The 24,624-nt window shown below is 60.6% G+C and carries 21 protein-coding genes and 2 tRNA genes; 2 read left to right on the plus strand and 21 right to left on the minus strand.

The features are described 5' to 3' along the window. Nucleotides 1–7: 7 nt before the first annotated feature. From ACZO0A_RS00595 to ACZO0A_RS00675, 17 genes are all read right to left on the minus strand, one after another. Nucleotides 8–2,323 (minus strand): ATP-dependent Clp protease ATP-binding subunit, encoded by a 2,316-nt coding sequence (locus ACZO0A_RS00595; RefSeq protein WP_291208446.1) that lies wholly within the window; start codon nt 2,321–2,323, stop codon nt 8–10. A 178-nt stretch (nt 2,324–2,501) separates the two neighbouring features. Next, on the minus strand, nt 2,502–3,173 hold the full coding sequence (locus ACZO0A_RS00600; RefSeq protein WP_302375135.1) for a CvpA family protein: 672 nt from the start codon (nt 3,171–3,173) through the stop codon (nt 2,502–2,504). Nucleotides 3,174–3,239: 66 nt separating this feature from the next. Beyond that, the gene (locus tag ACZO0A_RS00605) at nt 3,240–4,583 is read right to left on the minus strand and encodes a DUF5711 family protein (protein WP_291208452.1); all 1,344 of its coding nucleotides are present in this window, start codon (nt 4,581–4,583) and stop codon (nt 3,240–3,242) included. Nucleotides 4,584–4,731: 148 nt separating this feature from the next. Then, a complete protein-coding gene (gene truA, locus ACZO0A_RS00610; protein WP_302375136.1) occupies nt 4,732–5,493 on the minus strand; it encodes a tRNA pseudouridine(38-40) synthase TruA in 762 nt (253 codons plus the stop codon). A 112-nt stretch (nt 5,494–5,605) separates the two neighbouring features. Further along, the gene (locus ACZO0A_RS00615) at nt 5,606–6,424 is read right to left on the minus strand and encodes an energy-coupling factor transporter transmembrane component T family protein (protein WP_215693868.1); all 819 of its coding nucleotides are present in this window, start codon (nt 6,422–6,424) and stop codon (nt 5,606–5,608) included. Continuing rightward, on the minus strand, nt 6,425–7,300 hold the full coding sequence (locus tag ACZO0A_RS00620) for an energy-coupling factor transporter ATPase (protein WP_215693866.1): 876 nt from the start codon (nt 7,298–7,300) through the stop codon (nt 6,425–6,427). It lies immediately after the preceding gene. 230 nt (nt 7,301–7,530) lie between these two features. Beyond that, nucleotides 7,531–8,373 (minus strand): energy-coupling factor transporter ATPase, encoded by an 843-nt coding sequence (locus ACZO0A_RS00625; RefSeq protein WP_215693864.1) that lies wholly within the window; start codon nt 8,371–8,373, stop codon nt 7,531–7,533. A 2-nt stretch (nt 8,374–8,375) separates the two neighbouring features. Next, nucleotides 8,376–9,239: a class I SAM-dependent methyltransferase gene (locus tag ACZO0A_RS00630; protein WP_302375139.1), complete on the minus strand. Its 864-nt coding sequence runs from the start codon at nt 9,237–9,239 to the stop codon at nt 8,376–8,378. A gap of 29 nt (nt 9,240–9,268) precedes the next feature. Then, nucleotides 9,269–10,276: a Holliday junction branch migration DNA helicase RuvB gene (gene ruvB, locus ACZO0A_RS00635; protein WP_291231222.1), complete on the minus strand. Its 1,008-nt coding sequence runs from the start codon at nt 10,274–10,276 to the stop codon at nt 9,269–9,271. Between the two features lie 66 nt (nt 10,277–10,342). Next, nucleotides 10,343–10,942 carry a Holliday junction branch migration protein RuvA gene (gene ruvA, locus ACZO0A_RS00640; protein WP_486845907.1) on the minus strand — a complete coding sequence of 200 codons (600 nt, stop codon included), beginning with the start codon at nt 10,940–10,942 and terminating at the stop codon, nt 10,343–10,345. Between the two features lie 29 nt (nt 10,943–10,971). Continuing rightward, on the minus strand, nt 10,972–11,469 hold the full coding sequence (gene ruvC, locus ACZO0A_RS00645; RefSeq protein ID WP_215693856.1) for a crossover junction endodeoxyribonuclease RuvC: 498 nt from the start codon (nt 11,467–11,469) through the stop codon (nt 10,972–10,974). Between the two features lie 372 nt (nt 11,470–11,841). Next, nucleotides 11,842–13,725, minus strand: a complete 1,884-nt coding sequence (locus ACZO0A_RS00650; protein WP_486845908.1) for an ABC transporter ATP-binding protein — start codon at nt 13,723–13,725, stop codon at nt 11,842–11,844. Next, the gene (locus ACZO0A_RS00655) at nt 13,718–15,502 is read right to left on the minus strand and encodes an ABC transporter ATP-binding protein (RefSeq protein ID WP_486845909.1); all 1,785 of its coding nucleotides are present in this window, start codon (nt 15,500–15,502) and stop codon (nt 13,718–13,720) included. Before ACZO0A_RS00655 ends, ACZO0A_RS00650 begins: the two co-directional genes overlap by 8 nt. A gap of 146 nt (nt 15,503–15,648) precedes the next feature. Continuing rightward, nucleotides 15,649–16,308, minus strand: coding sequence for a fructose-6-phosphate aldolase (gene fsa, locus ACZO0A_RS00660; RefSeq protein WP_302149514.1), 660 nt, complete (start codon nt 16,306–16,308; stop codon nt 15,649–15,651). A 13-nt stretch (nt 16,309–16,321) separates the two neighbouring features. Next, a complete protein-coding gene (locus ACZO0A_RS00665) occupies nt 16,322–17,017 on the minus strand; it encodes an L-ribulose-5-phosphate 4-epimerase (protein ID WP_486845910.1) in 696 nt (231 codons plus the stop codon). A gap of 3 nt (nt 17,018–17,020) precedes the next feature. After that, on the minus strand, nt 17,021–18,505 hold the full coding sequence (gene araA / locus ACZO0A_RS00670) for an L-arabinose isomerase (protein WP_302375145.1): 1,485 nt from the start codon (nt 18,503–18,505) through the stop codon (nt 17,021–17,023). Nucleotides 18,506–18,650: 145 nt separating this feature from the next. Continuing rightward, nucleotides 18,651–20,216: a xylulokinase gene (locus ACZO0A_RS00675; protein WP_302375146.1), complete on the minus strand. Its 1,566-nt coding sequence runs from the start codon at nt 20,214–20,216 to the stop codon at nt 18,651–18,653. 77 nt (nt 20,217–20,293) lie between these two features. On the opposite strand from ACZO0A_RS00675, the gene ACZO0A_RS00680 reads away from it, so the two are divergent. Then, nucleotides 20,294–21,139 (plus strand): PocR ligand-binding domain-containing protein, encoded by an 846-nt coding sequence (locus ACZO0A_RS00680; protein ID WP_215693844.1) that lies wholly within the window; start codon nt 20,294–20,296, stop codon nt 21,137–21,139. 167 nt (nt 21,140–21,306) lie between these two features. Here the strand turns inward: ACZO0A_RS00680 and ACZO0A_RS00685 are convergent. Both ACZO0A_RS00685 and ACZO0A_RS00690 read right to left on the minus strand, forming a co-directional pair. Next, a tRNA-Val gene (locus ACZO0A_RS00685) sits at nt 21,307–21,379 on the minus strand. 88 nt (nt 21,380–21,467) lie between these two features. Continuing rightward, nucleotides 21,468–22,199 (minus strand): ATP-binding protein, encoded by a 732-nt coding sequence (locus tag ACZO0A_RS00690; RefSeq protein ID WP_215693842.1) that lies wholly within the window; start codon nt 22,197–22,199, stop codon nt 21,468–21,470. Nucleotides 22,200–22,284: 85 nt separating this feature from the next. Here ACZO0A_RS00690 and ACZO0A_RS00695 point away from each other — a divergent pair, with 85 nt between their 5' ends. Further along, nucleotides 22,285–22,947: a Crp/Fnr family transcriptional regulator gene (locus tag ACZO0A_RS00695; protein ID WP_215693840.1), complete on the plus strand. Its 663-nt coding sequence runs from the start codon at nt 22,285–22,287 to the stop codon at nt 22,945–22,947. Nucleotides 22,948–23,119: 172 nt separating this feature from the next. On the opposite strand, the gene ACZO0A_RS00700 is transcribed toward ACZO0A_RS00695, so the two are convergent. Further along, nucleotides 23,120–23,192: transfer RNA gene (locus ACZO0A_RS00700), tRNA-Val, on the minus strand. Nucleotides 23,193–23,300: 108 nt separating this feature from the next. Next, nucleotides 23,301–24,623: a 2-hydroxyacyl-CoA dehydratase gene (locus ACZO0A_RS00705; RefSeq protein WP_302377463.1), complete on the minus strand. Its 1,323-nt coding sequence runs from the start codon at nt 24,621–24,623 to the stop codon at nt 23,301–23,303. Nucleotide 24,624: the final 1 nt, after the last annotated feature.

Below are 24,624 nucleotides of genomic sequence, written 5' to 3' on the forward strand. Positions count from 1 at the left end.
GCGGGCCTCAAATTTCCAGAACGGCCTTACCGTCGTGGTCGGCCAGTTCCAGCGTGACCTCGCGGCCATCCAGTCGGCCATCCACCAGCGCCTCGGAGACCGGGTCCTCGATGGTCTTGCGGATGGTGCGGCGCAGTTCACGCGCACCGTACTTGGTGGAGCTTTCGGCTACGATGTCCGCCAACGCGGGCTGGCCGTAGTGCAGCGTGATACCGTGGGCGGCCAGGCCGGGCTTGTACTCGTCCAGCATCAGCGCGGTGATTTTTTCAAGGTTTTCTTCGCTCAGTGGGTGGAAGGTGATGATCTCGTCCACGCGGCCGATGAACTCGGGGCGCAGGAACTCCTGCAGCGCCTTCATGCTGCGGTCCGCGCTGGCGACCTCTGCCTTTTTGCCAAAGCCTGTTGCCCCGGCTGTGTCGGTGGAGCCTGCGTTGGACGTCATGCAGATGACCGTGTTGGAAAAGTCCACCGTGCGGCCCTGGGCGTCGTTGATCTTGCCCTCGTCCAAAATTTGCAGCAAGATATTCATGACGTCAGGATGCGCTTTTTCGATTTCGTCAAACAGCACGACGCTGTACGGATGGCGGCGCACCTTCTCGGTCAGCTGCCCGGCCTCGTCGTAGCCGACATAGCCCGGAGGCGAGCCGATCAGGCGGGACACCGCGTACTTTTCCATATACTCGCTCATGTCGATAGAGATAAGCGGGTCAACCGTGTCAAACAGCTGGTTTGCCAGCTGCTTGACCAGCTCGGTTTTGCCGACGCCGGTGGGGCCGACGAAGATGAAACTTGCCGGGCGGTGGCGGCCGGACAGGTCCGCCCGGGCGCGTTTGATGGCCCCGGCCACGGCATGGACGGCCTCGTCCTGGCCGATGATGTGGGCTTTCAGGGCATCTTCCAGCCCTTGCAGGCGGCCGTACTCGGTCTCCTTGATCTTCACGGCAGGCACACCGGTCCACAGCTCAATGACCTGGGCCACGTCGTCCATCGTGACTTCAATTTCAGCCACTTTCAGCTGCAGGGCGGGGAGCTTTTCGCGCTGCTTCGCCAAATCGGTCTTGACCTGGGCCAGCGCCTCGTAGTCGATGGCGGCGTCCTGGCCGTTCTGCGGCTCGGGGTTTTCCAGCTCGTGCTCGCGGGCTTCCAGGTCGGCCACGGTGCGCTGCGTCTCGATCAGTTCGGTGATTTCGGGGTGGCGCAGGTTGCAGCAGGCGCAGGCCTCGTCCAACAGGTCAATGGCCTTGTCGGGCAGGAAACGGTCGGTGATGTACCGCTCGGACAGCTTGACGATGCTCGTCACGATGGGATCCGGCACGCGGACGCAATGGTGCTTCTCGTAGTAAACGCGGATGCCCTTGATGACCTCGATGGTGTCCAGCAGCGACGGCTCCTCGACCTTGACGGGCTGAAAACGGCGTTCCAGCGCGGAGTCTTTCTCGATATATTTGCGGTACTCGGCAAAGGTCGTCGCGCCGATGACTTGCATCTGCCCGCGGGAGAGCGCGGGCTTCATGATGTTGGCAGCATTCATCGAGCCGTCCGAATCACCGGCACCCACGATGGAGTGAATCTCATCGATGAACAAAATGATGTTGCCGGCGGCCTTGACCTCGCTGATAAGGCCCTTGACGCGCTGTTCAAACTGGCCGCGGAACTGGGTGCCTGCGACGAGGGAGGTCATATCCAGCAGGAAAATCTCCTTGTCCTGCAAACGCGCAGGGACTTTGCCCTCGGCAATGCGCTGGGCAATGCCCTCGGCAATGGCAGTCTTGCCGACACCGGCCTCGCCGATGAGGCAGGGGTTGTTCTTCTGGCGGCGGCAAAGAATTTGGATCGTGCGGTAAATTTCGCGGTCGCGGCCAATGATGCGGTCGGTTTTGCCGTCGCGGGCCTTCTGGGTCAAGTTCTCGCAGTAGGTATCCAGGAACTTGCGGCGGGGAGCCTTGTCCTTCTTGCCGTTTTTGCCCTTGGCGTCGTCAGTTTTCTGCTGGCGCGCACCAAAGCCGAAGGGAAAAACCGGGCTGCCGCCGGGGACAAAATCGTCCTGCGGGGCGTTCTCGTCGCCGCCGTCGGTCATATCGCCGCCCATCATGGGGGCCATCATGCCGGAGTCGGCGGCCTCCTGCAAAAAGCTGGACATACGCTCTTCCATGCTCTCCAGGTCCTGGTCGGACATACCGAACTGTTTCATCAGGTCATCCACCGGCTGGATGTGCATAGCACGCGCGCAGGTCAGGCAGTAGCCCTCCTGGATGGCCTTGCCGTTTTCCAGCCGCTGCACAAAGACGACGGCCGGGCGTTTCTGGCATTTAACACAAAGCATATACTTCACCTCTATGGAAAGTGCCGCATGGGCACGTGGGATTGCTGAAAATTTGTGGGGCGTCCTCGACGCCCTGCGGCGGCATATGGGCATGACCACCCCGCCGTACCACCTTATTACTATTATCAAGCAAACCCTGCCAAAATGCAAGTTTTGGCGGGGTTTGTTCAAAAAATGTTTAATAATGGACTAAAAACGGATTGAACGCGCCAAAAAAGCTGTACCCGACGCTGCGCTGCAATACGGCGGTGTTCAGCCAGTCCAGCCCGCCCGCGGTGACGCTGACGAGGAACCAGAGCACCAGAGCCAGCAGCCAGCAGTCCAGCGCGCCGGTGCACAAGCCCAGTGCCAGGCCCAGCAGGCGGTTGACGCCGCCTACCAGCGGCACGCCGTTGATGCCGCGCAGCAGACGTACCAGCAGGGCGAACACCCACCGTACCACGACGCAGAGCAGCACGAACAGAACGACCTGCACCAGCGGCAGGAAAAGCGGCTCCAGCAGTGCGGTGATTTTTTCCGGCAGCTGGTCGCCTGCGGTTTGCAGCCCGGCGGCCACGGCAGTGCGCAGGCTTTCCGGTAAAAAGTCCAGCCCCTGCACGGCAGCGGCCATGTCCCCGCCCGACTGTGCCACGGCCTGGTCCACCTTGTTGGCGATGGCGTCGCTGAAGAAGCGCTGGTAAATTTCCGGGGCCAGCGTGCGGCTGCCCCATACGGCAATGCCCACGCCAAGCACCGCGCCAATCAGCTCAGCCAGCCCGGCAAGAAATCCCTTCTGCCAGCTTTTGACCGCGGCGAAGGAAAACACGATAAGGAAGAGAATATCATAGAGAATAGCGGGAGAAAATGACATAGATGGGTACTTCTTTCTGTGTAAATGTTTTGGGGTGCGAATGGCTTCCCCCAAGGGGGAAGGCTTTTAGTTCGGTGCCTCCAGCACGCTGGCCCTGCTCCCGGTAAACACCAGCGTCTGGGCGGCGTCCAGCACGGCCAGAGGGCGGGCATCGAGGCTGCTCTGCACCCACTTTTGCACGCCGTCGTAGCCGAAGCACTCCACAGCGTTGGGGCACAGTAAATAGATATCCGTGTCGGTGGCCGACACGCCAAACGCCTGCCGGGCGGGAATTTCCGCCATGGCAGCCAGGTTTTCATCCAGCGTGACCAGGCTGTTGCCGCCGCGCACATTCAGCAGCAGCGCGGTCTGGCGGCGGCCCGGTGCGGCACTTTGCAGCGTGGCACCGCCAAAATCATACCGCGCGGTCTCGGTGCCGGTGCGGGGGTCCAGCACGGCAATGTAGGTGTCAAACACCGCCATGACGCGGCTCTCGCTCTGCCAGTCCAGCCGCAGCAGCATACTCCCCTGCTGGGCCGTGTAGACCGGACCTTCGGTGTCGGCGTCGGTGTTCATAAAATAGACCGAACAGCTCAACTGGCCATCGCGGGCGGCCAGCATCCCGGCGGCGAATTTGCGGCTGTCGGGGGCAAAATCCACCGCGATGGGGGTGCCGTCGGACTGGGTCATCTCCCAGCTGTACGTCTGCCGCATCGAGGGGTCATAGATGCGTACCTGGGCGGCGTAGCGGCCCGACTCGGTCACAACGGCCAGAGAGTTATTGTTGGACATGGCGCAGAGCAGGATGCCGCTGTCAAAATTCTGGGAGTAGAGCGTGCGGGTGCGGCTGCACACGGTCAGCTCGTTGCCCGCGCGGTTGTACACGGCAAAGCGGGTACCGCCCACGGCCAGCACCGGCCGCGCGTAGGATGGCTGCAAGCTGAGGATTTTGGATCCGTAGGCCGAGTAGACGAGCACGTCCTCGGCCCCCAGCTCCACAAAGCCCCCGGCCAGCGGCTCGATTTGCAGCGGGTCGGTGATACCGGTGGTGGCGGGCCAGCCGCCGTCGGTGCGGTCGATGTACAAAATGGCGCTGTCGATGGTATCGCCCAGCAGCGCCAGCGACGCGGAGAGCGTACCGGTCATGACCACGACGGCCACGGCCAGCGCGGCGATAACGACAGCGAAAAACACCCGCCGCCGATGCTGCCGCTGCTTGTAGAGCGGTGTCAGGGACTTGAGCCGCGCGGCGGTCTCCCCTGCTGCGGGGTCAGGCGTTTTGGGCGGGGGCGCACCGCGCCGCACCGGCTTAGGCACGCGCAGGCTAATATCCCCGCTGGTGCCGCGGATACCGGCTTCGGGGGCTTGCCCCTGTTCCCGCGCCAGCATCCGCTGCCGCCGCGCCAACCGTTCTTTTTCCGATTTGTTCATAGGGCGGGCCTCCTTTCGTTACGGTATCGCATTGTAGGGCAAGCAGGAGCTTGCGGGAAAGCTGCGGGCGGGGCACGCCCCGCCCCTGCATACAGAATCCGTGGGGGCGCATTCCATAGGCGCCCGCGGGGCGTCGAAGACGCCGCCCCTACAAAACGGCGTTCAGCCTCGGATACTCTACCTTCTCCAAAAATAGCCCCTTTGCGGGCAGCGTCGGCCCGGCCTGGCGGCGGTCGCGGCTTTCCAGCAGGGGCGGGATGCTTTCCGGCGTGCGCTTGTGCAGCCCGGCGTCCACCAGCGTGCCCGCCAGGATGCGCACCATATTATACAGGTAGCCGTCCGCCGTGACGGAAATGACAATTTGGCTGCCACTTTGTATAACAGTACAATCTGTAATTGTCCGCACTGTGTCGCCGTGGGCGGCGGCGCTGGAACCTGACGCACAGAGCGCTGAGAAATCATGCGTGCCTACGAACTGTTTTGCGGCAGCCTGCATGGCGGTCACGTCCAGCGGCGGGCCGACCCGGTAACAGGTGTCGAAGGTGAAGGGGTCATCGACCCGCGCATTTAAAATATAGTAGTGGTAGGTCTTGGCGTGGGCGGCGTACCGCGCGTGGAAGTCGTCCGGCACAGGCTGGATGTCTACCGCGCGGATATCCGGCGGCAGATGCGCGTTGAGCGCGGGCACCAGCTTTGCCATGGGCACCTTGCCAGTATAGCAGAAGCTGAGCGCGAAACGCCGCGCATGGACGCCGGAATCGGTGCGGGAGCAGCCTTTTACATCGGGCCGCTGGCCCAGCACCGCCTGCATGGCGTCCTGCAAGACCGCGCACACCGTCGGTGCGTTGGGCTGCACCTGGAAACCGGCGTAGCGGGTGCCTTTGTAGCTTATCCAGAGTAGATAATTCATAGTAAGAACTGTGTAGGGGCCGGGTATGCCCGGCCCGGTCGTGTAAGAAAAGCAGGTACTTGCGGGAAAGCTGCGGGCCGGACATATCCGGCCCCTACAGGGCGGCAAAATCTTACGCCAACCCCGGCACAAACAACCGTGTGCAGGCAATGACTACCAACGCCACCGCGATTACCACCAGGCAGCGGAAATCCTCGCTCGTGAATTTCAGCTGCTTCAGCCGGGTGCGGCCCTCGCCGCCGTGGTAGCAGCGGCATTCCATAGCCATGGCCAGCTCGTCCGCGCGGCGGAACGCCGAGATGAACAGCGGAATCAGAATGGGCACCAGCGCCTTGATGCGCTGGGTGAAGGTGCCGCTGTCCAGCATGGCACCGCGGGCCTTCTGGGCGTTCATGATTTTTTCCGTCTCTTCGATCAAAGTCGGGATGAACCGCAGCGCGATCGTCATCATCATCGCCAGCTCATGCACGGGAAAATGCAGTTTCGCCAGCGGGCGCAGCAGGCTCTCGATGGCATCGGTCAGCACAATCGGGCTGGTCGTGTAGGTCAACAGGCTCGTGCCCGCGATCAGTGCGCAGACGCGTACCGCCAGCAGGATCGCGTACTTGACACCCTCAATATAAATGTTCAAAACCCAGAAGTGTACCAGCGGCTCCCCCTGCCCCGTGACGAAGAACAGGTTCAGCACCGCCGTAAAAATAACGATGGGCACGATGGGCTTTAAGCTCTTCAAAATCATCTTGCCGGGAATCTGCGCGATTTTGTACAGCGCCGCCAAAAGCGCAATGGACAGCGCCAGCCCCAGCGGATTCGGCGCAACAAACAGCACGACGATGTAGGCAATCGTGGCGACCAGCTTTAACCGCGGGTCGCAGCGGTGCAGCACAGAATGCCCGGGAAAATGCTGACCGATCGTGATATCTTTAAGCATTTACTGCACCTCCCCTGCCTGCTTGGCGGCCAGCGCCTTTTGGATGGTCTTGACCGCATAGGGTATCGTGTAGACGTCTGCGGGGATGTCAAGCCCCATCTGGCGCAGCTTTAAGAAAATCTGCGTGACCTGCGGCACAGACAGCCCCAGCTCCAGCAATTCCTGTGCGCGGGCAAAGACGTTTTCTACCGTGTCATACATGGCGATTTTGGCGCGGTGCATGACCAGCACGCGGTTGGCGTACTTGGCAATATCTTCCATCGAGTGGCTGACCAGCAAAACCGTGATGCCGGTTTTTTTGTGGTAGTCCTTGATCTGGCTCAAAATCGTGTCGCGGCCCTCGGGGTCCAGGCCCGCGGCGGGTTCGTCCAGCACCAGCACGCGGGGGTGCATGGCCATAACGCCCGCAATCGCAACGCGGCGCTTCTGCCCACCCGAAAGCTCGAAGGGGCTTTTTTCCAGCAGCTCATCCGATAAACCGACGAAGGCGGCGGCCTCCTTGATACGGCGCTGGATCTCGGCCTCGTCAAGGCCCATGTTGCGCGGGCCGTAGGCGATATCCTTGGCGCAGGTTTCCTCGAACAGCTGGTACTCAGGGTACTGCATGACCAGACCGACGAGAAAACGGAAGCTGCGCAGGTCAGCGCCCTGTTCCCACAGGTCTTTGCCGTCCACAAGGACGCGGCCCGACGTGGGGCGGTTCAGGCCGTTGAAATGGCTGATCAGCGTAGACTTGCCGCTGCCGGTGGAGCCGATGATGCCGACAAAATCGCCTTCCTCGACGGTGAAAGACACGTCGTCCAGCGCCTTGGTAGCGTCGGGCATCCCCAGGTTGTAGATGTAGCTTAAGTTTTCTACACGAATGATTTCGGACATAGTGATTCCTTTCCCGCCGGATACAGCCCGGGTGTGGTGCCGTTCCGGCATACGTGGGATGTTTCTGAACGAAAGGCTTCCCCCATCGGGGGAAGCAGTCAGCGGCTTGCCCGCTGACTGATGAGGGGCAGGTATGCGGATATTGCCCGTGAGCGGGATATCTCCGTGAGGCCGCCCCCCATCCGACCTCGCTTCGCTCGGCCACCTTCCCCCTCGGGGGAAGGCAGGGGTTACTTCAGCAGCTTAAACAGTTCCTCCGCGCACGCCTCCGGCGTAATCACGTTCTCCGGCATCGGGATCCCGGCCTTGACCAGCTCGTCGCGCAGTTCGGCGGCCTGGGGTACATCCAGATGGTAACTGTGCAGCTTCTCGGTCTGGCTGAACACCTGCTCGGGCGTGCCCTCCATTACGATGCGGCCCCGGCTCATGACCAGCACGCGGTCAGCCTGGGCGGCTTCCTCCATATAGTGGGTGATGGACACGATGGTGATGCCCGCCGCCCGCAGCTGGTGGATGGTTTTCATGACCTGGGCGCGGCCGTGGGGATCCAGCATGGCGGTGGACTCATCCAGCACCAGGCAGTCGGGCCGCATGGCGATAACGCCCGCGATGGCGACGCGCTGCTTTTGGCCGCCGCTCAACTTATACGGCGCAGCATCGCGTTTTTCGTAGATGCCGGCCAGCTTCATGGCCTCGTCGATGCGGGTGCGGATCTCCTCCGGCGGTACGCCGAGGTTTTCCGGCGCAAAGGCCACGTCCTCTTCAACGATGGTCGCTACGATCTGGTTGTCGGGGTTCTGGAACACCATGCCGACCTTCTGACGTACATCGTAGAGGTGGTCCTCGTTGCGGGTGTCCATGCCCTCCACGAGGACAGTTCCGGCCTCGGGCAGCAGAATCGCGTTGAAATGCTTTGCCAGCGTGGATTTGCCGCAGCCGTTCGCGCCCAGCACGGCCACGAACTCACCGCGGCGGATGTCCAGTGTCACGCCGTCCACAGCGTACTTGGGCTGCTCCGGATCATAGCGGAAGTGTACGTTCTGCGCCTGTAAAATCGATTCCTGATTTGGCATAATTACTTCTCCCAAATAGCCGTTGCGCCGCAGGGCACGACGCCGCCGGTGGCGGAGACCGGCAGGCCAATCTCATCACAGTGGGTGTGGCCGCCCTGGATGGGGCAGAGCGTCGTCTTGACGATGTACTCCATGACCGCCGGGCTAAGTCCTTCGGTGTAGGAGTTGATGGCGAAAAACAGCGGGTCGTCGCTCAGCACCTGCTCGGTCAGGGTGATGAGGTCGTAGACGTTGTCCTCCAGCTTCCAGATTTCGCCGCCCGGGCCGCGGCCATAGCTCGGCGGGTCCATGATGACGGCATCGTACCTGCTGCCGCGGCGGATTTCCCGCTGTACGAACTTGACGCAGTCGTCAACGATCCAGCGGCAGGGGCGGTCAGCCAGGTTACTGGCGGCAGCATTCTCACGCGCCCAGGCCACCATGCCTTTGCTGGCATCCACATGGGTGACGGAGGCACCCGCAGCCAGACAGGCCAGCGTCGCACCGCCCGTGTAGCCGAAGAGGTTCAGCACACGGATAGGGCGGCCAGCGGCCTTGATCTTTTCCTGGTACCAGGCCCAGTTCACGGCCTGCTCCGGGAAAACGCCGGTGTGCTTGAAGCCGGTGGGGCTGACGATGAGGGTCAGGTCATTCCAATGGATCTGCCATTTCTGGGGCAGCTTTTTGTGGTAATTCCACTGGCCGCCGCCCTTGGCGGAGCGGTAGTAGACGGCATCGGCCTTGGCCCACAGCGGGCTGGTCTCGTCGTTTTTCCAGATGACCTGCGGGTCGGGACGAATGAGCAGGGTCTGGCCCCAGCGCTCCAATCGGTTGTGGTTGGTGGCATCCAGCAGCTCATAATCCCGCCAGGTATCAGCAGGGCGCATAAGCAAATCTCCTTTATCTATTCAACAGGTTAAAACATACTCGTCTGGCCGCTGTCCTCTTCGTCGAAGCGCTTGGGCACGGCCATATGCAGGTGTTCGTAGGCAAGGCGGGTCACGCAGCGGCCGCGCGGGGTGCGGGTCAGCATGCCCATCTGCATCAGGTAGGGTTCGCAGACATCGTAGAGCGTGACGCTCTCCTCGCCCAGCACGGCGGCCAGGGTATCCAGGCCAACCGGTCCGCCGTTGTACATTTCGATGATGGCGCGGAGCAGGCTGCGGTCCAGCTCGTCCAGGCCCAACTCGTCAATGTCCATCCATTTGCGGGCGGCAATGGCGGTCTCCCCGTCGATGGTGCCGTCGCCCTGCACGGTGGCAAAGTCGCGGGCACGCTTGAGCATACGGTTGGCGATGCGCGGCGTGCCGCGGGCGCAGCGGGCCAGTTCCAGTGCACCTTCCTCGGTGATGGGCACGCCCAGGATGCCGGCGCTGCGCATGATGATACGGCCCAGCTCCTTCGGGCTGTACAGCTCGAGCTTGAGCAGGATGCCGAATCGGTCACGCAAGGGCCCTGTCAGCTGGCCCGCGCGGGTCGTGGCACCCACCAGCGTAAAGCGCGGCAGATTGATACGGATGCTTTGTGCGCTCGGGCCTTTGCCAATCATGATATCCAGCGCGAAATCTTCCAGCGCCGGGTACAAAACTTCCTCAACCTGGCGGGATAGGCGGTGAATCTCGTCGATGAAGAGAATGTCGCCCTCCTGCAGGTTCGTCAGCAGGGCGGCCAGGTCGCCGGGTTTCTCGATGGCGGGGCCGGAGGTAATGCGAATCTGCACGCCCATCTCCTGTGCCACGATGCCGGCCAGCGTGGTTTTGCCCAGACCCGGCGGGCCGTAGAGCAGGATGTGGTCCATCGGCTCGCCGCGCTGCTGCGCCGCCCGCAGGTAGACTTTCAGGTTGCCCTTGGCCTTCTCCTGGCCGACGTAATCGTCCAACGTTTTCGGGCGCAGGCTGATTTCCTCGGCGTCGGCGGCGCTCATATCGGGGCTGACGAGGCGGCTGGGGTCAACGGTATATTCCTGGTTCAATTCGGCACTCCCCTTCTGTTACACGCGCGACAGGCTGCGCAGCGCAATGGTGATGATCTCCTGCACGGAGAGCGTTTCGTCCACGCGGGCCACAGCGGCAGCGGCGTCGCTGGCCGAGTAGCCCAGGCTGACGAGGGCGGCCACGGCCTGGGCCGGGGCGCTGGAGGGCGCGGGGGTCGCAATATTGCCGGAGAAGCCGGTACCGGCAGCCAGCCCCTTGCCAACCTTGTCTTTCAGCTCCAGGGCGATGCGCTGGGCCAGCTTCGGCCCGACGCCGGACGCCTTGGTGAAGGCCTTGTGGTCGCCGCTGGACGCCGCGAGGGCGACTTTTTCCGGCGTCATGATGGACAAAATCGACAGCCCGGCCTTGGGGCCGACGCCGGTGACGCCGGTCAGCATCTTGAAACAGTCGCGCTGTTCCTCGGTGGCAAAGCCGTAAAGCGAGACGTCATTCTCGGTCACGTTCATGATGGTGTAAACGGTGCCCTCCTGCCCGGCGGGGGGCATGGCTTCGCCGGTGGTGGCGGGTATCTGGACAAAATAGCCGACCCCGGCGCAGCTTATGACGACGGAATCCAGCGATTTTTTAATGATTTTTCCAGTCAGACAGTAAATCATGGTTGATCCTTCTTTTATAGGGGGATTTGTTACCGCACGGGTGTGCCCATCAGGCGGCTGCGGCTGCAATGGCAGTGGGCAATCGCCATGCCCAGGGCGTCGGCGGTGTCGTCGGGCTTGGGGATGGTTTCCAGATGGAGCATCATGCGGGTCATTTCCTGAATCTGCTTTTTCACAGCCTTGCCATACCCGGTGATAGCCTGCTTGACCTGCATGGGGGTGTACTCATAGATCGGCACGCCGCACTGGGCAGCCGCCAGCAGAATGACGCCGCGGGCCTCAGCCACGCCGATGACGGTGGTCTGGTTGTGCTGGTAGTACAGCTTTTCGATAGAGAGGGCTTCGGGCTGGTAGCGCTTGCAGATATCCAGCACACCCTCGTAAATTTCGACGAGCCGCTGTTCAAAGGGTGTGTCTTTTTCGGTGATGACCGCGCCGTACCCGATGGGGGCAAAGCGGTTGCCGATGTATTCCACAACGCCCCAGCCCACAATAGCATACCCAGGGTCGATGCCTAAAACGCGCATGGTCCTATACCTCCCCACTATAACTGATATAGTATAGCATAAAATCGGGGGTACGTCCACTGCCTGCAAATAAAAAAGGCTTCCCCTTTGGGGAAGCTGTCCGCAGCGCGGACTGATAAAGGGCGACTAACGCTATTGCCTCTTCACGGGTTACTGTGGCACACGCGCCCCTCATCCGGCCCTGCGGGGCCACCTTCCCCCAAGGGGGAAGGCAAAGAACTACCACCCAATCTGCCTTTTCGCCGCCCTCAGCGCTTTCCGCAGCGGGCGGTACAGCACCAGCATGATGGCAAAATTGCCGACGCCGTGCATGGCGTCGTAGCTTAACCGACTCAGCCACCAGCTCAAGGCAAAGGCGGGGGCTTTACTGCCTTACTCCTTCATTTGCTCCTTATGATATTGCAGCGTATACAGCTGGTAATACCGCCCATGCTTTGCCAGCAGCGCCTGGTGGCTGCCCTGCTCCAGAATCTTGCCGTGGGACAATACAATGATATTGTCCGCGTGCTGGATGGTGGAAAGCCGGTGCGCCACGATCAGCATCGTGCCGACAGAACGCATTTTTTCCAAACTATCCTGAATCAACAGCTCGGTCTCGGTGTCGATATTCGCCGTGGCTTCGTCCAATATCATGACGCTGGGTTTGTGGATGATGGTCCGCGCAAAGCTCAGCAGCTGCCGCTGACCAGCCGAGAAATTGTTGCCGCGCTCGCGGACCTCCTCGTCGAGGCCGTGGTCCAGCTTGTCAATGAACTTGTCGGCGTTGACATAACGGCAGACCTGCATGATCTCCTCGTCGGGGATGCCTTCTTCCCGTAGGACGATATTGCTGCGGATCGTGCCCGAGAAGAGGAACACATCCTGCAGCATCTGGCCGAAGTGGCGGCGCAGCGACGAAATTTTGATTTTGCGGATGTCGATGCCGTCAATTAAAATCTCGCCCTTCTGGAACTCATAGTTGCGGCAGATCAGCGACAAAATCGTGCTCTTGCCCGAGCCGGTGGAGCCGACAAAGGCCACCGTCTCCCGGGGGTTCACGTGGAACGACACGCCCTGCAAGACCCACTCGCCGGGGATGTAGCTGAACCAGACGTCGCGGAACTCAATGTCGCCCTTCACCTCGTCCAACTCAACGGCGTCGGGTGCGTCCACCATCTTGGGCTGAATGTCCATGATGGAGAACACCTTCTCCGACGAGGCCAGCGCCGATTGCAGCCAGTTGAACTGCTCGGCCAGATTCTGGATGGGGGTGAAGAACTTGGAGATATACATATAAAAGGTAACGATGGTTCCGCCGGAAATCGTCTGCCCCAAAAACGTCGCGCCGGTCAGGTGGCCCATGCCGCCCAGGTAAAACAGACACAGGATCGAGCAGATGTACAGCATATACACCAGCGGCCGGAACACGCCGAAGACAAAAATCTGCTCCTGGTTGGCCTTGGCAAGCCGCTGGCTTTTCTCGCGGAACTCCGCCATTTTTTCATCCTCGCGGCCGAAAATCTGCGTGACCTTGATACCGGAAAGATTCTCCGACAGGTAGGTGTTGATATCCGTCGTCGCGTCCTTGACCTTGCGGTAGGCGCGGCGGGAAAATTTGCGGAAAATCACCGTGAAAATCACGATGAACGGCACAAAGCACAGCACCATCAGCGTCAGCTCATAGTTGAGGGACAGCATGGCGATGAGAATGCCGAGGATGACGAAGATGTTCTTGGCCAGCGTGACCAGCAGGTTCGTGAACATCATCGAGATAGCGTTCGTGTCGTTGGTCACGCGGGTGACGAGCTTGCCGACCGGGATTTCGTTCAGCTGCTCGTGGGCCAGCGACTCAATGTGGGTGAACAGATCTTCGCGCAGGTCGGAGATAATGCGCTGGCCGACGCGCTGCAAAATGACGGCCTGGAAGTAGGTGCTTGCCATCGAAAACACCAGCACGCCCGCATAGACGGCCACGCCCGCAAAGAGGCGCGGCAGCGCAAACTCCCCGGCCACCAGTTCTTCCAGCGCACCGACGATGAGGGGCGAGATAATGTCGTAGGCAATCGAGAACAGCATCAGGAACAGCACAACGACAAATTTTGCCCAGTAAGGCTTGGCGTACCCGGCCAGGCGGCGCAGGATTTCGCCGTCCTTCATCGTACGCTCAAAGCCCATCGTCTCCTTTTTGTCCTTGACAAGGGCGTAGGCAAAAATCAAAATGGCCGTGACCGTGCCGATGACGCCCCCGACGAGAAGCAGCGGATTCAGGTTAGTCATTGCCGTCACCTCCCACTTCATCTTCCAGCTTTTGCAGGTCTACCATGCGGCGGTATTCGTTGCAGGTACGGTACAATTCGTCGTGCGGGCCTACGGCCTCCACCCTGCCGTCCTCGATAAAGATGATTTTGTCCAGCTGCTCCACCGTGGAAATACGGTGGGCAATCAGCAGGGTGGTCTTGCCAGTGCGGCTCGTTTTCAGGTTGTCGAGGATGATGCGCTCGGTGCGGGTATCGACTGCCGAGACCGAGTCGTCCAGAATCAAAATCGGCGCGTTTTTCAGCAGTGCCCGGGCAATCGAAATGCGCTGCTTCTGCCCGCCGGAAACGGTCACGCCGCGCTCGCCGAGGACGGTTTCGTAGCCATCTTTAAAGTCCACGATGTTGTCCCGCACATCGGCCAGCGCGGCGGCGCGGTCAATGTCCTCCCGGCTGGCGTCGTCCACGCCGAAGCCGATGTTGTGGGCAATCGTGTCCGAGAACAGGAAGTTATCCTGCGGCACATAGGCGCAGGCGTTGCGCACCGAATGGATGGACACGGTGTTCACGTCCTGCCCATCCACAAACAGCGTGCCGTCGGGCACATTGTAGGTGCGCAGCAGCAGATCTACCAGCGCGGTTTTGCCCGCGCCGGTCTTGCCCACGATACCGACGCTCTCCCCTGGTGCGATGGTAAAGGAAATATCCTTCAAAACATCGTACTCGCCGTCCGGGTAGCGGAAGTTCAGATGGCGGAACTCGATGCCGCCGCGGGGATTTTTCAAATCGGCCACGCCGTCACGGTCGGCCACATCGATGGGCGCGTCCAGCAGCTCGGTAATGCGGTTCAGCGATGCTTTGCCGCGGGCGGTCTTTTCAATCAGCATCGAAATCGCCATGATGGGCCAGACGATGGCCTCAAAGTAGCCGATGTACTCCACCAGCTGGCCCGCGTTGAACTGGCCCCGGTAGACGAGCCAGCCGCCGTAACCGAGGATAACGCAGATGACCGATTCAACAAACAGGGTGACGAGGACCTCCAACAGTGTGGCAATTTTTGTATAGGTAACGTTGATTTCCTCGTTTTCCTTGTTTAACTTGCGGAACGCCATCAGCTCTTTCAGCTCTTTGACAAACGCCTTGATGACCGCAATGCCGGAGAAATTTTCCTGCGCAAAGTCCGATAGGTCGGAAAATGCCTGCTGGCGTTCCTCCCAACGCTTGGTCATGACCTGGCTCATCACGGTGCCAATGGCGAACATGACCGCCGCCGGGATCAGGGCCAGCAGCGTGAGTTTGATGTCCATGCGCCACATTTTGACCAGCGCCAGAATGCCCAGCACCGACGCATCAAAGAACATGAGGATACCGTCGCCGAAGCACTCTTGGATGGTGTCCAGGTCGTTGGTATACAGGCTCATCAGGTTGCCCACTTTGTTGACCTGGTAATACTGCTGGGACAGCTGGCGGCTGTGGTCAAACATCTGCTCCCGCAGGTCGGCCGCCACCCGGACCGCCGAGCCGAAGAAACAAACGCGCCACAGAAAACGCCCGATGACCATGAGCACCACAATGTAGATCATGGGCAGGCAGATGTGTTGGAACAGCACTTCTTTGGTGAAGGCCATCGTCTGGCCGTCCACCACCACCTGCCCCAGGTTTACACCGTTGATGACCAGCCGGTACAGCTCCGGGATGAGAAGCTGGATATAATCCACCGTCAGCAGCGACAGAATACCCAAAAGCAGTACAGGCGCGTGCTTGAGGTAGTAGCGGTTGATATACTTGCCGAAAATCACGGCGGTTCTCCCTCCTTTTATACACACATTGCGGCCAGAGCCGTAAATACTTAGTATATCGTACCAGCGCGGATTCGTCAAGCGTCGCACAAAGAAAAGCGCCCTGTGCCGAACAATGGCACAGAGCGCGGAGAAGGCAGCGTGTTTTACGCGCCGAACACCTTGGTGTAGTCGGCCTTAAACTTCTCAATGCCGGCATCCGTCAGCGGGTGGTGGAGCATCTGCTCGATAACTTTGTAAGGCACCGTGGCAATGTCCGCCCCGGCCAGGGCGCAGTCCGTCACATGGATGGGGTTGCGCACGCTGGCGGCAATGATCTGAGTCTCGATATCGGGATAGTTGAGGAACATATCGTGGATCGTCTCGACCAGCTCGATGCCCGGCTGGCCGATATCGTCAAGACGGCCCAGGAAGGGGCTGACGTAAGCTGCCCCCGCGCGGGCGGCCAGCAATGCCTGGTTGGCACTGAAAATCAGCGTACAGTTGGTGGGGATGCCCTCGGCGGACAGCACCTTGATGGCCTTTAACCCCTCGGCAGTCATGGGGATTTTTACCACCATGTGCTTCGGGTCCAGCGCGTAGATGGCGCGGCCCTCGGCGATCATGCCTTCGGCGTCGGTGGTGGTAGCCTTGACCTCGCCGGAGATGGGGCCGTCCACGATGGTGGCAATCTCCTTCAGCGTCTCGGCGTAGTCGCGGCCCTCCTTGGCAATCAGGCTCGGGTTGGTGGTGACACCGGCGATAATGCCCATGTCGTTGGCCTTGCGAATCTCGTCCACATTGGCGGTATCAATGTAGAATTTCATAAGACAAACCTCCTTATTCCTGCCCATAATAGGCATTCGGCCCATGCTTGCGCATAAAATGCTTGTCCAACACGTGCTGCGGTGCGGGATGGGCGTTGGGGTCGATGGTCAGGGTCAGGATCGCCATCTTTGCCACTTCTTCCAACACAACCGCGTGATAGACGGCCTGGGCCGCATCCTTGCCCCAGGTGAACGGCCCATGGCTGGCGCAGAGCACGCCGGGCACGTGTACCGGGTCGATGCCGCGCTCTGTAAACGTCTCGATGATGACCTTGCCGGTGTTCTTCTCGTAGTCCTCGTCGATTTCCTCCGGCGTCAGCTCCCGCGTGCAGGGCACCGGGCCGTAAAAGTAGTCAGCATGGGTCGTGCCAAAGGCAGGCAGGTCGCGCCGCGCCTGGGCAAAGGCCACCGCGTGGGTGGAATGGGTGTGTACGATGCCGCCCAGCTGCGGGAAAGCTTTGTACAGTTCCAAATGTGTTTTCGTGTCGCTGCTGGGGTTCAGATCGCCCTCGACCTTGTTGCCGTCCAGGTCCATGACAACGAGCATTTCCGACGTAAGCTCGTCATATTCAACGCCGGAGGGCTTGATGACGAACAGGCCGCGCTCCCGGTCAATGCCCGAGACATTCCCCCAGGTGTAGGTCACAAGGCTCCTGCGGGGCAGTTCCATATTGGCTTCATAAACTTGCTGCTTTAATGCTTCCAGCATAGGTTATCCTTTCAATTTCCACGCTAAATCGTTCAAGAACAGCTGCTGTTCCAGACTTTCCACCGTGGTATCTTTTGTGATATGGACAAATTCAATACCCATCATGTTGGCCCAGTCCTTCATCTGGTCGGCGGTCACATCGTAGGTCAGTGTCGTGTGGTGTGCGCCGCCCGCCGTGATCCAGCATTCCAGCCCGGTGGTCAGATCAGGCATAGCCTGCCACATGACGCGGGCCACCGGCAGGTTGGGCATGGGTAGAATCGGCTTGACGCAGTGGATGTCCTGGCAAATCAGCCGCAGGCGGCCGCCCATGTCGATGAGGCTCACGACGATGGCGTCACCCTCGTGGCCCTCAAACACCAGGCGGGCAGGCGGCTCACGGTCGCCGATGCCCAGGGGGTGAACCTCCACGCGGGGCCTGGCGGCGGCCACGGACGGGCAGACTTCCAGCATATGGGCACCCAGGCTGTACATGGCCCCGGGCACGAGGTTGTAGGTGTAATCCTCCATAAAGGCGGTGCCGCCGGTCTTGCCCTCGGCCATTGCCTTTATTATAGCAGTCATTGCGGCAACTTTCCAGTCCCCTTCGCCGCCGTAGCCATAGCCCCGAGCCATCAGATGCTGGCTGGCGATGCCCGGCAGCTGGCGCATACCGTACAAGTCCTGGAAAGTATTGGAAAATGCCTTGCACCCTTCGGCGTCCAGCATTTTCTTCATGGCGATTTCCTCGCGGGCCTGGTAGCGCACGGTCTCGATAAAGTCCGTGTCCTCGCTGGCAAAATCGTAGGCGGCGCGGTATTCATCCATCAGGGCGTCAATTTCCGCATCGGTCACGGCGTTCATCGTGTCCACCAGCTGTCCCACGGGCCAAGTGTTGACCTGCCAGCCGAGCTTTGCCTGCACTTCGACCTTGTCGCCCTCGGTCACAGCGACCTCGCGCATATTGTCACCGAAACGCATGACCTTCAATTCTCTCGAGACCGCCACACCCACGGCGGCACGCATCCAATCACCCAGGCGCTTCTGCACGTCCTCGTCCTGCCAGTAGCCCGCAATGACCTTGCGGGGCATCCGCAGGCGGGCGGCGATAAAGCCGTGCTCGCGGTCGCCGTGGGCGGCCTGGTTCAGATTCATGAAGTCCATGTCGATCTCTTCATTGGGGATCTCGCGGTTGTACTGGGTGGCAAAGTGGCAGTAGGGCTTTTGCAGGTTGGCAAAGCCGTTGATCCACATTTTGCTGGGGCTGAAGGTGTGGCACCAGGTGATGATGCCCGCGCAGTGCTTGTCGTAGTTGGCCTCGCGCACCACGTCGGAGATCTCGGTGTTGGTCTTGGCGGTAACTTTGTAGACGATTTTGCAGGGCAGATTGCCGGAGGCGTTCAGCTTATCGGCCATCTCCGCCGCGCGGGCGGCGACGGTCTCGAGGACTTCAGGGCCGTACAAAAACTGACTGCCCACGACGAACCAAAATTCATAGGTATGCAACATAAAAGTTTCCTCCTTCTTTTAAATAACCAGTGCCTGCAGTACTCGGTAGGGGCCGGATATGTCCGGCCCGCAACTTTCCCGGAAGCGCACACTTGCCTTACACGACCGGGCCGGGCATGCCCGGCCCCTACGGCAGGAAAATTTTTCAGGACACCACCGCCCGCTCGGCGTTCAGCGCATTTTTATATTCGATCAGGAACTTCGCGAACCCATCCGTATCGTCGGCATCCGGGGCCAGCGTTACGCTTCTGGCACCGGCGAACACGCAGCGGTTCAGATACGCCGCCAGCGTCTCTCCTGCCCTGCGGTACAGGCGGTAGGCCGCCAACAGCGCCATGCCGTAAGGGCCGCCCTCGCCCGCGGTTTCCATGCAGGTGACGGGCGCGCCTGCTGCAGCGGCCAGATACCGCTGCGCCACACCCGGCGTTTTGAAAATGCCGCCGTGGCCCAGCAGTGTATCCAACGCCACGTGCTCCTGCTTCAAAATGTTTAGCCCCAACGCCAGTGTGGCAAAGGCCGAATAGATATTGGCCCGCATAAAGTTCGCCAGCGTAAAATCACTGTTTGGGCGGCGCAGCAGCAGCGGCAGACCCGCATCAAAGTGGGTCACGCTCTCACCGGAGATATAGTTGATGGGCACCACGCCGCCGCAGTCGGGCGCACCCTTCAAAGACTCGTTGAACAGCCGGGTGAACAACGCGCCCTTGTCGATGCCAGCCCCGCAGAGCGCCGCGCTCTCGGCCAGCAGATCGACCCAGGCGTTCAGGTCGCTGGTGCAGTTGTTGCAGTGAACCATGGCCACCGCCGCACCGTCGGGGGTCGTGACCATGTCGATTTCCGGGTAGACCTTGGAAAGTGGCTTTTCCAGCACGACCATGGCAAAAATACTCGTGCCTGCGCTGACATTTCCGGCGCGCGGGGCCACACTGTTCGTGGCGGCCATGCCGGTGCCTGCGTCGCCTTCGGGTGGGCAGAACGGCACGCCGGGCTGCAAAACGCCGGTGGGGTCCAGCAGCTTCGCGCCCTCGGCGGTCAGCGTGCCCGCGTCCTCACCTGCGGGCAAAACGGTGGGCAGCAGACTGGCAAGGTCCATAGGATAGCCCTGCTTTGCCGCCAACGCGTTGAATTTTTCCAGCATGGCAGCGTTATACCCGCCGGTGGCGCTGTCAATCGGGAACATACCGCTGGCGTCGCCAACGCCCAGCACCTTGCGCCCGGTCAGCTGCCAGTGTACATACCCGGCCAGCGTTGTGAAGAAATCCAGCTGCGTCAGGTGCGGCTCGCGGTTCAGCATGGCCTGGTACAGGTGCGCTACGCTCCACCGCTGGGGGATGTTGAACCCGAACGCCGCGGTCAGCGCTTCCGCCGCTTGGCCAGTCATCGTGTTGCGCCAGGTGCGGAACGGCACGAGCAGATTGCCCGCCGCGTCAAAAGGCAGATAGCCGTGCATCATGGCCGAAATGCCGATGCAGCCCACCGTGGTCAGCGGCTGGCCGTACCGGGCCTGCACATCAGCGGCTAGGGCGGCGTAGGCGGCCTGCACACCACGCCAGACTTCGTCCAGCGGGTAGGTCCAGACACCGTTTTCCAGCCGATTCTCCCAGGTAAAGTCACCCTGAGCGACCGGCTTGCAGGCATCGTCCACCAGCACCGCTTTAATGCGGGTGGAGCCGAACTCAATGCCGAGGGTACAATTTCGTAAGGTAAGCATGGATTTCCTCCTTGACAAGTGGAGCTTTGTTTTCTATGATGAAACTGTCTGGATGTTCAAAATGAAGGGGGCGACCTATGGGAACGGTTTTCAATAAGGAAGAAATGCTGGTTTTGTTGCAGGATTTCCACCGCCTGACCGGGCTGCGCACCGTGGTGTTTGACACCTACGGCATGGATATCCTCTCTTACCCGCCGGAGCTGCCTGCCTACTGCAAGCTGGTGCGCGGCGTGCCGGAAGGGGTCATCGGCTGCCATCTGTGCGACCAAAACGCCTGCCGCAACGCCACGCGGCGGAAAGAGACGGTCATCTACACCTGCCACGCCGGGCTGATCGAGGTCATCACGCCGATTTTGATAGACGGCGCGGCGGTGGGATTTCTGCTGCTAAGCCATATCGTGCAAGGCGCGGACGAGGCGGCCGAGTGGGCCGTGGCCAAGGAGCGCTGCGCACCCTACGGCATCGACGAAGCGGCACTGCACAGCGCCTACGATGCCCTGCCCCGCACGCCCTACCCGACGCTGAAATCGGCATCGGACCTGCTGGCGCTGGCGGCGTCCGCGCTGTACCAACAGGGTTTGGCGCGGCTGAACCCCGGCAGCAGCGAGGCACGGCTGGGCCAATATCTGAGCGACCACCTGGCAGAGGAACTGACCAGCGAAAAGATCTGCCGGGCGCTGTCCTTGAGCCGCACCGGGCTGTATTATCTCTCCCGCCAGACCTACGGCTGCGGCATCAATGAGCAGATCACCCGGCTGCGGGTGCAGCGGGCCATGGAACTGCTGGCCACAACGTCCCTGTCCAACGTGGAGATCAGCCGCCTGACCGGGTTTTCGGACTATAACTATTTTTACCGTGTGTTCCGCCGCCAGACCGGCCTGACCCCGCGCCGCTACCGTACCTCTATGGTAGCAGATACCTAGCCGCCAGAATAGGAACATCTGTTTTAAAAATTGGATTTTTGTTCAAAAAAATGCCCGGCTGCACCTTGCAGCCGGGCGTTTATAATGGCGGGACTCGAAGCGTTCACCCGCCGTAATTGCACTCTAAAAGAAAAATCCCCACCGTAAATCGGTGGGGATTTTTAGAGTGCGCGGTACAGGACTCGAACCTGTGACCTCCTGCACGTCAAGCAGATGCTCTACCAGCTGAGCTAACCGCGCATAGTTGCGCCGCCTGTTGGCGACGCATATTAGTATAGCAGATTGCTTTACAAATTGCAAGCCCTTTTGGCAAAAAAATTCAACTTTTTCAGTCCAGAATGCGCCCATCGGTGGAAATCGTCACGACCTGCCATGGAATGAACTTGCCGGACGCCTGCAACGCACGCTTGGCGGCGTTTTCCAGCCCGCCGCAGCAGGGCACTTCCATCCGCACGATGGTGACTTCCTTAATATCGTTGTTGCGGATGATGGCGGTCAGCTTTTCGCTGTAATCCACATCGTCCAGCTTGGGGCAACCCACCAGCGTGATGTGCCCGCGGATGAACCGTTCGTGGAACGCGGCGTAGGCGTAGGCCGTGCAGTCGGCGGCAATCAGCAGCTTGGCACCGGCAAAGTAGGGCGCGTTGATGGGCACCAGCCTGATCTGTACCGGCCACTGGCGCAGCTGGCTTGGGGCCATCGTGGGGGCGGTGCTCTCCCCTGCCGCGTCGGCGGGGTGCAGGGCCTTGGCCATGCTGCCCGGGCAGACGTGCATTGTTTTGGGGGCACTGCCGGGGCAGCTGTGGGGCGCGTGGGCGGCCTTGTGTGCCTTGGCGGCCTGGACGGCGGCCTCGTTGTAGGGCGCAGCCTCGCGCTGCTCAAACGTGATGGCCCCGGTCGGACAGTGGGGCAGGCAGTCGCCCATGCCGTCGCAGTAATCGTCGCGCATCAGTGTGGCCTTGCCCCCGACCATTGCAATAGCGCCTTCGTGGCAGGCGGCGGCGCAGGCCCCGCAGCCGTTGCATTTTTCCTGGTCGATATGAATGATCTGTCGTTTCATAGTCAGCCTCCTTGACTTTATGCTGCTATTTTACTACAATGGCAGAAAAGAATCTGTTGTAGTAACAACATACGAGGTGCAAAAAATGGAAAGCTGCAAACTGCCCGATGTGCCGCTGTTCCGCGGCCTGACCGAGACGGAGGCCGCCGCGGCCATAGAGGCCCTGCGGATGCGCCGCCGCCCCTTTGCCAAGGGCGAAGTCCTGTTGGAGGCCGGCTGCACCGCGCCGCCATTGGGCGTGGTACTGGCGGGCCGCGTGCATATGGAGCATCTGGACGTCTGGGGCAGCAAAACGCTGTTGGGTCAGGCTGGGCCGGGCGATCTGTTTGCCGAGACTTACGCCTGCCTGCCCGAGGAACCGCTGCTGGTCAGCGTGGTGGCAGCCGAAAGCGGCGAGGTGCTGCTTTTGGACACCGATCAACTATTGCGGTGCGGCTGCGAACCGTGGCGCTGGAAGATGACCCAAAACCTGCTGCGTATTGCTGCCCGCAAAAACCTGGGGCTGGCCCAGCGCAGCCTGTACACGGCTCCCAAGACGATACGCGGGCGCATCACGGCGTATTTTTCAGTGCTGGCGCGGCGCAGCGGCAGTATGCAGTTCAACCTGCCCTTTGACCGTCAGCAGCTGGCCGACCACCTGGGCGTTGACCGCAGCGCCCTGAGCAATGCCCTCTCCCAGATGCAGCGCGAGGGCCTGCTGACCCTCGACCGCCGCAAGGTGGAGCTGAGACAGGTGGACGAGCTGTAAACGGGCAGCAAGCAGTAAAATGCCATTACAGCCCATATTTTTCGTATGTTTCCATCAAAACATCGGCAAGCGGACGGCCTGCCGATGTTTGTATTTATGTGCACAGTGAAAGTGAGTGTGTACCAAAAGAAAAAGACACATGAATCTTAACGATTCCATGTGTCTTTTAGAGTGCGCGGTACAGGACTCGAACCTGTGACCTCCTGCACGTCAAGCAGATGCTCTACCAGCTGAGCTAACCGCGCATATTGCGTCACCACTTGGCGACGCAGATTATTATAGCAGATGCCAATGCAAATTGCAAGGGGTTTTTGAAAAAAGTTTGGATTTTTTCAACTTTTTTCTGTGCCTGGTCACTGCACCGTGGTTTCCACCTGGGGCGCACCACCTGCCAGCTGTTCGGCGGTCAGGGGCGCGGGGGCTGCGGCGGGCTGTTCCAGCTTTTCGCGGGCCACGGCCAGCATCAGTTTGATGCGGTTCTCCTGGTTGACGCGGGTCGCGCTGGGGTCGTAGTCTACCGGCGTGATGTTCGCATCGGGGTGCAGGGCGCGGATCTTGTTGATCATGCCCTTGCCCACGATGTGGTTGGGCAGGCAGCCGAAGGGCTGGGCACAGACGATGTTGCCATAGCCGCCCTCGACCAACTCGATCATCTCGGCGGTCAGCAGCCAGCCCTCGCCCATCTTGGCACCCAGAGAGATAATACCCTCTGGTTTTTTCATCAGCTCGCGGAAGGAGCCGGGCGCGTAGAAGCCGTACTTGCGCATGGCGTCGTAGCTGGCGCAGCCGATGCTGTCCAGCCAGCTCAGGAACGCATCCGCGCCGCCTGCGACCAGCTTGTTGCCGCCGTACAGGTCGATGTCCAGCTTGTAGTTGGCCACGCAGTACTCTACAAAGCCCATCAGACCGGGCAGGTTGACCTCGCAGTCCTGGCTCTCAAGAAATTTTTCCAAATCGTTATTGCCCAGCGGCGAATACTTGACGTAAATTTCGCCGACAACGCCGACCTTGACCTTCGGTACGCGGGTGATGGGGATGGTGGCGTAGTCCTTCGCGATGTCGTAGAAGCGGCGTTTCATATCGTGGGCGGAGTAGTTCCTGTCGCCGCGAATCCAGCTCTGGATGGTGGCGATCCACTTTTCGGTCATGGCGTCGGCGTCGCCCTTGTGATCCTCATAGGCGTGGGTCTGGCTGCGCAGGGCCACCAGCATATCACCGTAGAAAATCGATGCAATGACTTTGCGCAGCAGCGGCACAGTCAGCGGCAGGCCGCTGCCCTTTTCCAGACCGGAGAAGTTCAGCGACGCGACCGGGATATTGCCGTAGCCCGCCTTGACGAGGGCCTTGCGCAGCAGCTTGATGTAGTTTGACGCGCGGCAGCCGCCGCCGGTCTGGGTGATGAGCAGCGCCGTGTGATCCAGGTCGTACTTGCCGCTGTTCAGCGCGTCCAAGAACTGACCGATGACCAGCAGCGCCGGGTAACAGGTGTCGTTATGGACGTATTTCAGGCCCAGCTGGGCGACCTCGCTGCCGCAGTTGCCCAGCACCTCGGTCTGGTAGCCCTCGCTGGCCAGCGCCGCCTGCATGAGCCGGAACTGGGTGACCGCCATGTTGGGAATCAGGATTTTATGGGTCTTTACCATATCCTTGGTAAAATTGGGAGTCATGTATTCCATG

Source organism: Gemmiger sp. (assembly GCF_057431175.1).

Coding starts and splice junctions, on each gene's coding strand:
- ACZO0A_RS00595 (WP_291208446.1), bottom strand. CDS start 2,323: ATGCTTTGTGTTAAATGCCAGAAACGCCCGGCCGTCGTCTTTGTGCAG.
- ACZO0A_RS00600 (WP_302375135.1), bottom strand. CDS start 3,173: ATGTCATTTTCTCCCGCTATTCTCTATGATATTCTCTTCCTTATCGTG.
- ACZO0A_RS00605 (WP_291208452.1), bottom strand. CDS start 4,583: ATGAACAAATCGGAAAAAGAACGGTTGGCGCGGCGGCAGCGGATGCTG.
- truA (WP_302375136.1), bottom strand. CDS start 5,493: ATGAATTATCTACTCTGGATAAGCTACAAAGGCACCCGCTACGCCGGT.
- ACZO0A_RS00615 (WP_215693868.1), bottom strand. CDS start 6,424: ATGCTTAAAGATATCACGATCGGTCAGCATTTTCCCGGGCATTCTGTG.
- ACZO0A_RS00620 (WP_215693866.1), bottom strand. CDS start 7,300: ATGTCCGAAATCATTCGTGTAGAAAACTTAAGCTACATCTACAACCTG.
- ACZO0A_RS00625 (WP_215693864.1), bottom strand. CDS start 8,373: ATGCCAAATCAGGAATCGATTTTACAGGCGCAGAACGTACACTTCCGC.
- ACZO0A_RS00630 (WP_302375139.1), bottom strand. CDS start 9,239: ATGCGCCCTGCTGATACCTGGCGGGATTATGAGCTGCTGGATGCCACC.
- ruvB (WP_291231222.1), bottom strand. CDS start 10,276: ATGAGCGCCGCCGACGCCGAGGAAATCAGCCTGCGCCCGAAAACGTTG.
- ruvA (WP_486845907.1), bottom strand. CDS start 10,942: ATGATTTACTGTCTGACTGGAAAAATCATTAAAAAATCGCTGGATTCC.
- ruvC (WP_215693856.1), bottom strand. CDS start 11,469: ATGCGCGTTTTAGGCATCGACCCTGGGTATGCTATTGTGGGCTGGGGC.
- ACZO0A_RS00650 (WP_486845908.1), bottom strand. CDS start 13,725: ATGACTAACCTGAATCCGCTGCTTCTCGTCGGGGGCGTCATCGGCACG.
- fsa (WP_302149514.1), bottom strand. CDS start 16,308: ATGAAATTCTACATTGATACCGCCAATGTGGACGAGATTCGCAAGGCC.
- ACZO0A_RS00665 (WP_486845910.1), bottom strand. CDS start 17,017: ATGCTGGAAGCATTAAAGCAGCAAGTTTATGAAGCCAATATGGAACTG.
- araA (WP_302375145.1), bottom strand. CDS start 18,505: ATGTTGCATACCTATGAATTTTGGTTCGTCGTGGGCAGTCAGTTTTTG.
- ACZO0A_RS00675 (WP_302375146.1), bottom strand. CDS start 20,216: ATGCTTACCTTACGAAATTGTACCCTCGGCATTGAGTTCGGCTCCACC.
- ACZO0A_RS00680 (WP_215693844.1), top strand. CDS start 20,294: ATGGGAACGGTTTTCAATAAGGAAGAAATGCTGGTTTTGTTGCAGGAT.
- ACZO0A_RS00690 (WP_215693842.1), bottom strand. CDS start 22,199: ATGAAACGACAGATCATTCATATCGACCAGGAAAAATGCAACGGCTGC.
- ACZO0A_RS00695 (WP_215693840.1), top strand. CDS start 22,285: ATGGAAAGCTGCAAACTGCCCGATGTGCCGCTGTTCCGCGGCCTGACC.
- ACZO0A_RS00705 (WP_302377463.1), bottom strand. CDS start 24,623: ATGGAATACATGACTCCCAATTTTACCAAGGATATGGTAAAGACCCAT.